The sequence below is a fragment of the Klebsiella sp. K5-306 genome, from assembly GCF_051835185.1.
GTDB lineage: Bacteria > Pseudomonadota > Gammaproteobacteria > Enterobacterales > Enterobacteriaceae > Klebsiella > Klebsiella oxytoca.
Map to the genome: position 1 here is coordinate 204,432 of NZ_JAIFJY010000013.1, position 6,345 is coordinate 210,776.

At 55.5% G+C, this 6,345-nt stretch carries 8 protein-coding genes; 6 read left to right on the top strand and 2 right to left on the bottom strand.

Annotated features, from left to right (window positions below; genetic code table 11):
- Window positions 1-11: 11 nt before the first annotated feature.
- On the bottom strand, window positions 12-896 hold the full coding sequence (locus tag K2184_RS20085; protein ID WP_004099436.1) for a nucleoside-specific channel-forming protein Tsx: 885 nt from the start codon (window positions 894-896) through the stop codon (window positions 12-14).
- Window positions 897-1,192: 296 nt separating this feature from the next.
- On the bottom strand, window positions 1,193-1,735 hold the full coding sequence (locus K2184_RS20090; RefSeq protein WP_004099446.1) for a DUF3251 domain-containing protein: 543 nt from the start codon (window positions 1,733-1,735) through the stop codon (window positions 1,193-1,195).
- 147 nt (window positions 1,736-1,882) lie between these two features.
- Here K2184_RS20090 and nrdR point away from each other — a divergent pair, with 147 nt between their 5' ends.
- The 6 genes from nrdR to pgpA all read left to right on the top strand — a co-directional run bounded on the left by nrdR (window position 1,883) and on the right by pgpA (window position 5,987).
- The gene (gene nrdR / locus K2184_RS20095) at window positions 1,883-2,332 is read left to right on the top strand and encodes a transcriptional regulator NrdR (RefSeq protein ID WP_004099449.1); all 450 of its coding nucleotides are present in this window, start codon (window positions 1,883-1,885) and stop codon (window positions 2,330-2,332) included.
- 3 nt (window positions 2,333-2,335) lie between these two features.
- A complete protein-coding gene (ribD, locus tag K2184_RS20100; RefSeq protein ID WP_016808652.1) occupies window positions 2,336-3,439 on the top strand; it encodes a bifunctional diaminohydroxyphosphoribosylaminopyrimidine deaminase/5-amino-6-(5-phosphoribosylamino)uracil reductase RibD in 1,104 nt (367 codons plus the stop codon).
- Window positions 3,440-3,532: 93 nt separating this feature from the next.
- Window positions 3,533-4,003: a 6,7-dimethyl-8-ribityllumazine synthase gene (gene ribH, locus K2184_RS20105; RefSeq protein WP_003021575.1), complete on the top strand. Its 471-nt coding sequence runs from the start codon at window positions 3,533-3,535 to the stop codon at window positions 4,001-4,003.
- A 19-nt stretch (window positions 4,004-4,022) separates the two neighbouring features.
- On the top strand, window positions 4,023-4,442 hold the full coding sequence (nusB, locus tag K2184_RS20110; RefSeq protein ID WP_004099457.1) for a transcription antitermination factor NusB: 420 nt from the start codon (window positions 4,023-4,025) through the stop codon (window positions 4,440-4,442).
- Window positions 4,443-4,516: 74 nt separating this feature from the next.
- A complete protein-coding gene (gene thiL, locus K2184_RS20115; protein WP_004099460.1) occupies window positions 4,517-5,491 on the top strand; it encodes a thiamine-phosphate kinase in 975 nt (324 codons plus the stop codon).
- Window positions 5,472-5,987, top strand: a complete 516-nt coding sequence (gene pgpA, locus K2184_RS20120; protein ID WP_004099462.1) for a phosphatidylglycerophosphatase A — start codon at window positions 5,472-5,474, stop codon at window positions 5,985-5,987. Before thiL ends, pgpA begins: the two co-directional genes overlap by 20 nt.
- Window positions 5,988-6,345: the final 358 nt, after the last annotated feature.

Sequence of the window (6,345 nt, forward strand, 5' to 3'; positions counted from 1 at the left end):
AATCGAGCCGATTAGAAGTTGTAACCGACCACGAAATAACCACCCCAGCCGGTAGAGCGGACGTTAAAGTCGCCGTCGCCGAAGTTCAGTTTCGCGTCATCCGCCCACTGGCCGCCGTTGTGGAAGTAACGCGCCACGACGGAGTAGTGCCAGTGATCGTAGTTCAGCGCCAGGATATGGCTGGAAGCGATGGAGTTGCTGGTGCGTGAATGCTTACCGTTCAAATCATAAGAGTTGTCATCGCCCAGATCGGAGCCCCAGTCAAAGTTGGTGAAGCCGATATAGCTCAGTGAACCGCCCCACAGATCGGTCAGCGGCACAAAGTATTTCACTTTGAAACGGTAACCGTCCCATTCGTTCTCGTTAGATGCGCCATAGTTTTGCCACTGATATTTCGCATAGACGTTCAGGGAGAGGCTCATCGGCAGGCCGGTATCGATATCGGTACCCAGACCCATATACCAGGTGCTCTGACGACCGGATTTGTTGCGGCCCATGTCGTAGATATAGTTGTTGGCGAAATACCACTCTTTGAACGGGCCGAAGCTGAGGTCGGTACCGGTCAGTTTATCGATAGAGAAGCGCGGCTCAATTTCCATAAACAGCGGAGAACCGTGGTTCCAGATACCTTTCGCGTCGGTGTTGCCGCCGAAGAATACCGGCGCATCCATATAGCCATAGAAATCAAACCAGTCTTTCTTAGCGAACGCTTCATATTCCAGATAAGTATCGTTACGAATCTGCGGCCCAAAACGAGTGTGGTAGCTGCCCACCACGTTCACACTCTGGTGCCACCAATCAGACAGATATTGCGGTTTGTCGTTTTCTGCCGCGCTGGCAGAGAAAGATGCGGAGAGCGCCAGAGCTGCGCCAGCTGCCAGTAATGTTTTTTTCATAATGATGCCACTGTTTAAATTAAGCCTGAAGGCGTTAAAAGAATCGCCGTAGCGTTTCTAAATATTTCGTATTTCTGTGGCGTCTATTATAGGAATCATTGCTCACAAAAATATGTGTTGTTTCACATAACGAAGACATAGGTAATCGATTGCGTTCACGATTTTATGCATTTCTTGACGAAATGCCACCGAAATTCATAATTCCTGTCAATTTTTAGTGAACCGATCGGGAAATCTGTAAGTGGATTTGCACAGCGGAAAAAAAGCCGGATGTTGAACGCATCCGGCAGACGGCATTACTGCATACTGGCGGGCTGAATATCGTGGATGCGAACGAAGCCAACCTGCTCTGGCGTCACGCCATTCAGGCGCAGCGGAATGTCGACATCGCTCGGCGCCAGGACGCTTGCCGGAGCGCTAATGAGCTGATTTTGTACATTAACCTCCTGGTAGCTATCGGTTGTGCCGCTGATCTGCCCGGAGGCGACCGTCGCGCTAAAGGCCGGCAGCGGATCGTTTGATTCCCCCTGAATGCGCAGGGTGAGGCGGGTACCGTCGCCATCCGGGGCGATATTGAGCAGCGACATGCGCAGGGTACCAATCTGGCTTTTCAGGCGAGCTGGCGTTTTCGCCTCCGGCAGCAGGTATACGCCGCTGTTAGATTTCGCGTTCAGAACGTTTTGCTGAGTAATTTTTACCGTTTGCTGATTGAGCTGGGTCATCTCTTTGCTCAGAGTGCTCACGCTCTGGTTCATCTGGCGAATTTCGCTTTGCTGCGCGCAGGCGCTAAGGGTGAAAATGCTACCCACAATGGCCAGCTTTAAATAACGTCTTGTCATAGTCGAGATTCCGTTAACAGAGGATGTTTAATGGTAGATCGTTCGGCTAAACGCACTATAGATCCTTTGTCTCAAAAGCTCTTTCTTTGTTGTCGGGTCACTTCGCGGTAAACTACCTGTTAGTTTAACTACTTGTCAGGACGCGCTATGCATTGCCCTTTCTGTTTCGCCGTAGATACCAAGGTTATCGACTCACGTCTGGTGGGCGAAGGCTCTTCCGTGCGTCGTCGCCGCCAGTGTCTGGTCTGCAACGAACGCTTTACGACGTTTGAAGTGGCGGAGCTGGTGATGCCGCGAGTCGTAAAAAGCAACGACGTGCGCGAGCCTTTTAATGAGGACAAACTGCGCAGCGGCATGCTTAAAGCACTGGAAAAGCGTCCGGTCAGCTCAGATGACGTCGAAATGGCGCTTAACCACATTAAAACCCACCTGCGCGGAACCGGCGAACGTGAAGTGCCGAGCAAAATGATCGGCAATCTGGTGATGGAACAGCTGAAAAAGCTCGATAAAGTGGCCTATATCCGCTTCGCTTCCGTCTATCGCAGTTTCGAAGATATCAAAGAGTTTGGCGAAGAGATCGCCCGCTTACAGGACTGATCCATGCAGGACGAAATATACATGGCGCGAGCGCTGAAGCTGGCTGCGCGCGGACGCTTCACGACTCACCCAAATCCGAATGTCGGCTGCGTGATTGTCAAAGATGGCGAGATCGTCGGCGAAGGTTTTCACTATCGCGCCGGTGAACCGCACGCGGAGGTGCATGCGCTGCGCATGGCGGGCGAAAAAGCCCAGGGCGCGACGGCGTACGTGACGCTGGAACCCTGCAGCCATCACGGGCGTACGCCGCCGTGCTGCGAAGCGCTAATTGCCGCAGGGGTAACCCGCGTCGTTGCCGCAATGCAGGACCCCAATCCCCAGGTCGCGGGGCGCGGTCTGTACCGCTTGCAGCAGGAGGGCGTTGACGTCAGCCACGGGCTGATGATGAATGAAGCCGAAGCGCTGAATAAAGGTTTTCTCAAGCGCATGCGCACCGGCTTCCCGTGGATCCAGCTAAAAATGGGCGCATCGCTGGACGGCCGCACGGCGATGGCCAGCGGAGAGAGCCAGTGGATCACCTCACCGCAGGCGCGGCGTGATGTCCAGCGCCTGCGCGCGCAAAGCCACGCTATTCTGACCAGCAGCGCGACGGTGCTGGCGGACGATCCGGCGCTGACCGTACGCTGGGACGAGCTCAACGCTGAAACCCAGGCGCTGTACCCGCAGGAAAATCTGCGCCAGCCTTTACGCATCGTTATTGATAGCCACAATCGCGTCACGCCGCAGCACCGTATCGTGCAGCAGGCGGGCGAAACGCTGTTTGCCCGCACCCGTGAAGATGAACGGCAGTGGCCGGAGAGCGTACGTACTCTGCTGGTGCCGGAGCATAACGGTCGGCTGGATCTGGTTTTATTGATGATGCAGCTGGGCAAACAGCAAATTAACTCGATCTGGGTGGAGGCCGGGCCAACGCTTGCCGGCGCGCTGTTGCAAGCCGGGCTGGTGGATGAGCTTATCGTCTATATTGCGCCTAAACTGTTAGGCAGCGATGCGCGCGGATTATGCGCGCTGCCGGGGCTTGAGAAACTAGCGCAAGCACCCCATTTCAAATTCAACGAGATACGTCATGTAGGCCCGGATATTTGCCTGCATTTAGTGAACGCTTGATTTCCCTGGTCAAAAGGGAAAGCAGTGCGCCGATTATTATGATAGAATCCGCCCCCCTTGCGGGGCCAAATGAACTGAACCCGAAGGAAGAGTATGAACATTATTGAAGCTAACGTTGCTACCCCGGACGCTCGCGTCGCCATCACCATTGCGCGTTTCAACAACTTTATCAACGACAGCCTGCTGGAAGGTGCGATTGACGCCCTGAAGCGTATTGGCCAGGTTAAAGATGAAAACATTACCGTTGTTTGGGTTCCAGGCGCGTACGAACTGCCGCTGGCGGCTGACGCACTGGCGAAAACCGGTAAGTATGACGCGGTGATTGCGCTGGGTACCGTTATCCGTGGCGGCACTGCGCATTTTGAATATGTGGCTGGCGGTGCAAGCAATGGCCTGGCGCACGTCGCTCAGGACAGCGGAATCCCGGTAGCCTTCGGTGTTCTGACCACAGAAAGTATTGAACAAGCCATCGAACGCGCTGGCACCAAAGCCGGTAACAAAGGCGCTGAAGCAGCGCTGACCGCGCTGGAAATGATTAACGTATTGAAAGCCATCAAGGCCTGATTTTTGTAAGGGGAATTCCGTGAAACCTGCTGCTCGTCGCCGCGCCCGTGAGTGTGCTGTCCAGGCGCTCTACTCCTGGCAGTTGTCCAAAAACGACATTGCTGATGTCGAATACCAGTTCCTGGCGGAACAGGATGTAAAAGATGTCGACGTTCTGTATTTCCGCGAGCTGCTGTCCGGAGTGGCGACTAACAGCGCGTATCTCGACGGCCTGATGAAGCCGTACCTTTCTCGTCTGCTGGATGAGCTGGGTCAGGTGGAAAAGGCGGTCCTGCGTATCGCGCTGTTTGAGCTGTCAAAGCGTAGCGATGTACCGTACAAAGTTGCGATTAACGAAGCCATTGAACTGGCGAAAACCTTTGGCGCTGAAGATAGCCACAAGTTTGTCAACGGCGTGCTGGACAAAGCTGCCCCGGTAATTCGTCCCAACAAAAAGTAAACTCCAGGGCCGGATTTGCAGAGTCTCACTTCTGCAAACCGGCCTTATTCTTTTCTTTTTCTGAGGCATAACGTATGGCATGCGGCGAATTTTCCCTGATTGCCCGTTATTTTGATCGCGTAAAAAGCGCACGTCTTGATGTTGAAACCGGCATTGGCGACGACTGCGCGCTCCTGAATATCCCCGAGAAAAAAACGCTGGCAATCAGCACCGACACCCTGGTGGCGGGAAACCATTTTTTACCCGACATCGACCCTGCCGACCTCGCCTATAAAGCGCTGGCGGTAAATTTAAGCGATCTGGCGGCGATGGGCGCCGAACCGGCATGGTTAACGCTGGCTCTGACCCTGCCGGAAGCGGACGAAGCCTGGCTTGAAGCCTTTAGCGACAGCCTGTTCGTACAGCTTAACTATTACGATATGCAGCTCATTGGCGGCGATACTACTCGCGGACCGCTGGCGATGACGCTGGGTATTCACGGCTATGTGCCAACGGGACGCGCGCTGAAGCGTTCCGGGGCAAAGCATGGCGACTGGATTTACGTCACCGGCACGCCGGGAGACAGCGCTGCTGGCCTGGCGATTTTGCAGGATCGGCTGCAGGTGGAAGATGCCACCGACGCGGATTACCTCCTGGCGCGTCATCTGCGCCCACTGCCGCGGGTTCTGCAGGGTCAGGCGCTGCGCGATCTGGCGAATTCGGCCATCGATCTTTCCGACGGCCTGATTTCCGACCTGGGGCATATTCTCAACGCCAGCGGCTGCGGCGCGCGCATCGACCTTGATGCAATGCCGTTCTCGGATGCGATGCTGCGCCAGGTGGATAAGGAGCAGGCGCTGCGCTGGGCGCTCGCCGGCGGTGAAGATTATGAACTGTGCTTTACCGTACCTGAACTCAACCGCGGGGCGCTGGACGTGGCGCTTGCCAATCTCGGCGCGCGTTTTACCTGTATTGGACAGATCGTTCCTGAATCGGAAGGCCTGCAATTCACCCGTGAGGGCAAGCCGGTAACGCTGGACGTTAAGGGGTATGACCATTTTGGCGCGTAGTAGAGATGTGGCGAAAAGCCGGCTGAAGATGAGCAACCCCTGGCATCTGCTGGCAACGGGATTTGGCAGCGGTCTTAGCCCCGTGGTCCCCGGCACGATGGGGTCGCTGGCGTCGATTCCCTTCTGGTACTTGCTGACCTTTATTCCCTGGCAGCTCTATTCGCTGGTGGTGATGATGAGTATCTGCATCGGCGTCTATATTTGTCACCGTACGGCGAAAGATATGGGTACCCACGATCACGGCAGTATCGTCTGGGACGAGTTTGTCGGGATGTGGATTACGCTGATGGCTTTGCCGACGATGGACTGGCAGTGGGTTGCCGCCGGGTTCGTGATTTTTCGCATCTTTGATATGTGGAAGCCGTGGCCTATCCGCTGGTTCGACCGCAATATCCACGGCGGGATGGGGATCATGGTGGATGATATCGTCGCCGGGGTGATTTCCGCCGGGGTGCTGTACGTCATTGGCCACCACTGGCCAATTGGGCTTTTCTAAAGGTCGTCCGGCCCGCCTGACGTGTACCGCCCGTAGATCGTGCAAGCCGGCGTTTCCCGGAGGCGGTGCTGCGCACCTGTCCGGGCTACTGTCCCACAGACGGTGGAGAACTCGTAGCCCGGGCAAGGCGCTTTGCGCCGCCCCCGGGAGCAAAGCGCAGAGTGGCATAATTTCCCGGAGGCGGTGCTGCGCACCTGTCCGGGCTACTGTCCCGCAGACGGTGGAAAACTCGTAGCCCGATGTGATGGACACCTCCCCCTTACGGCATCAAAGTGCCAGACTGAGGTGTACCTACAGTTAACTGGAGGAGGTGTCCATCATGAATATTAAACGTATTGGTCTCGACCTGGCAAAAAAT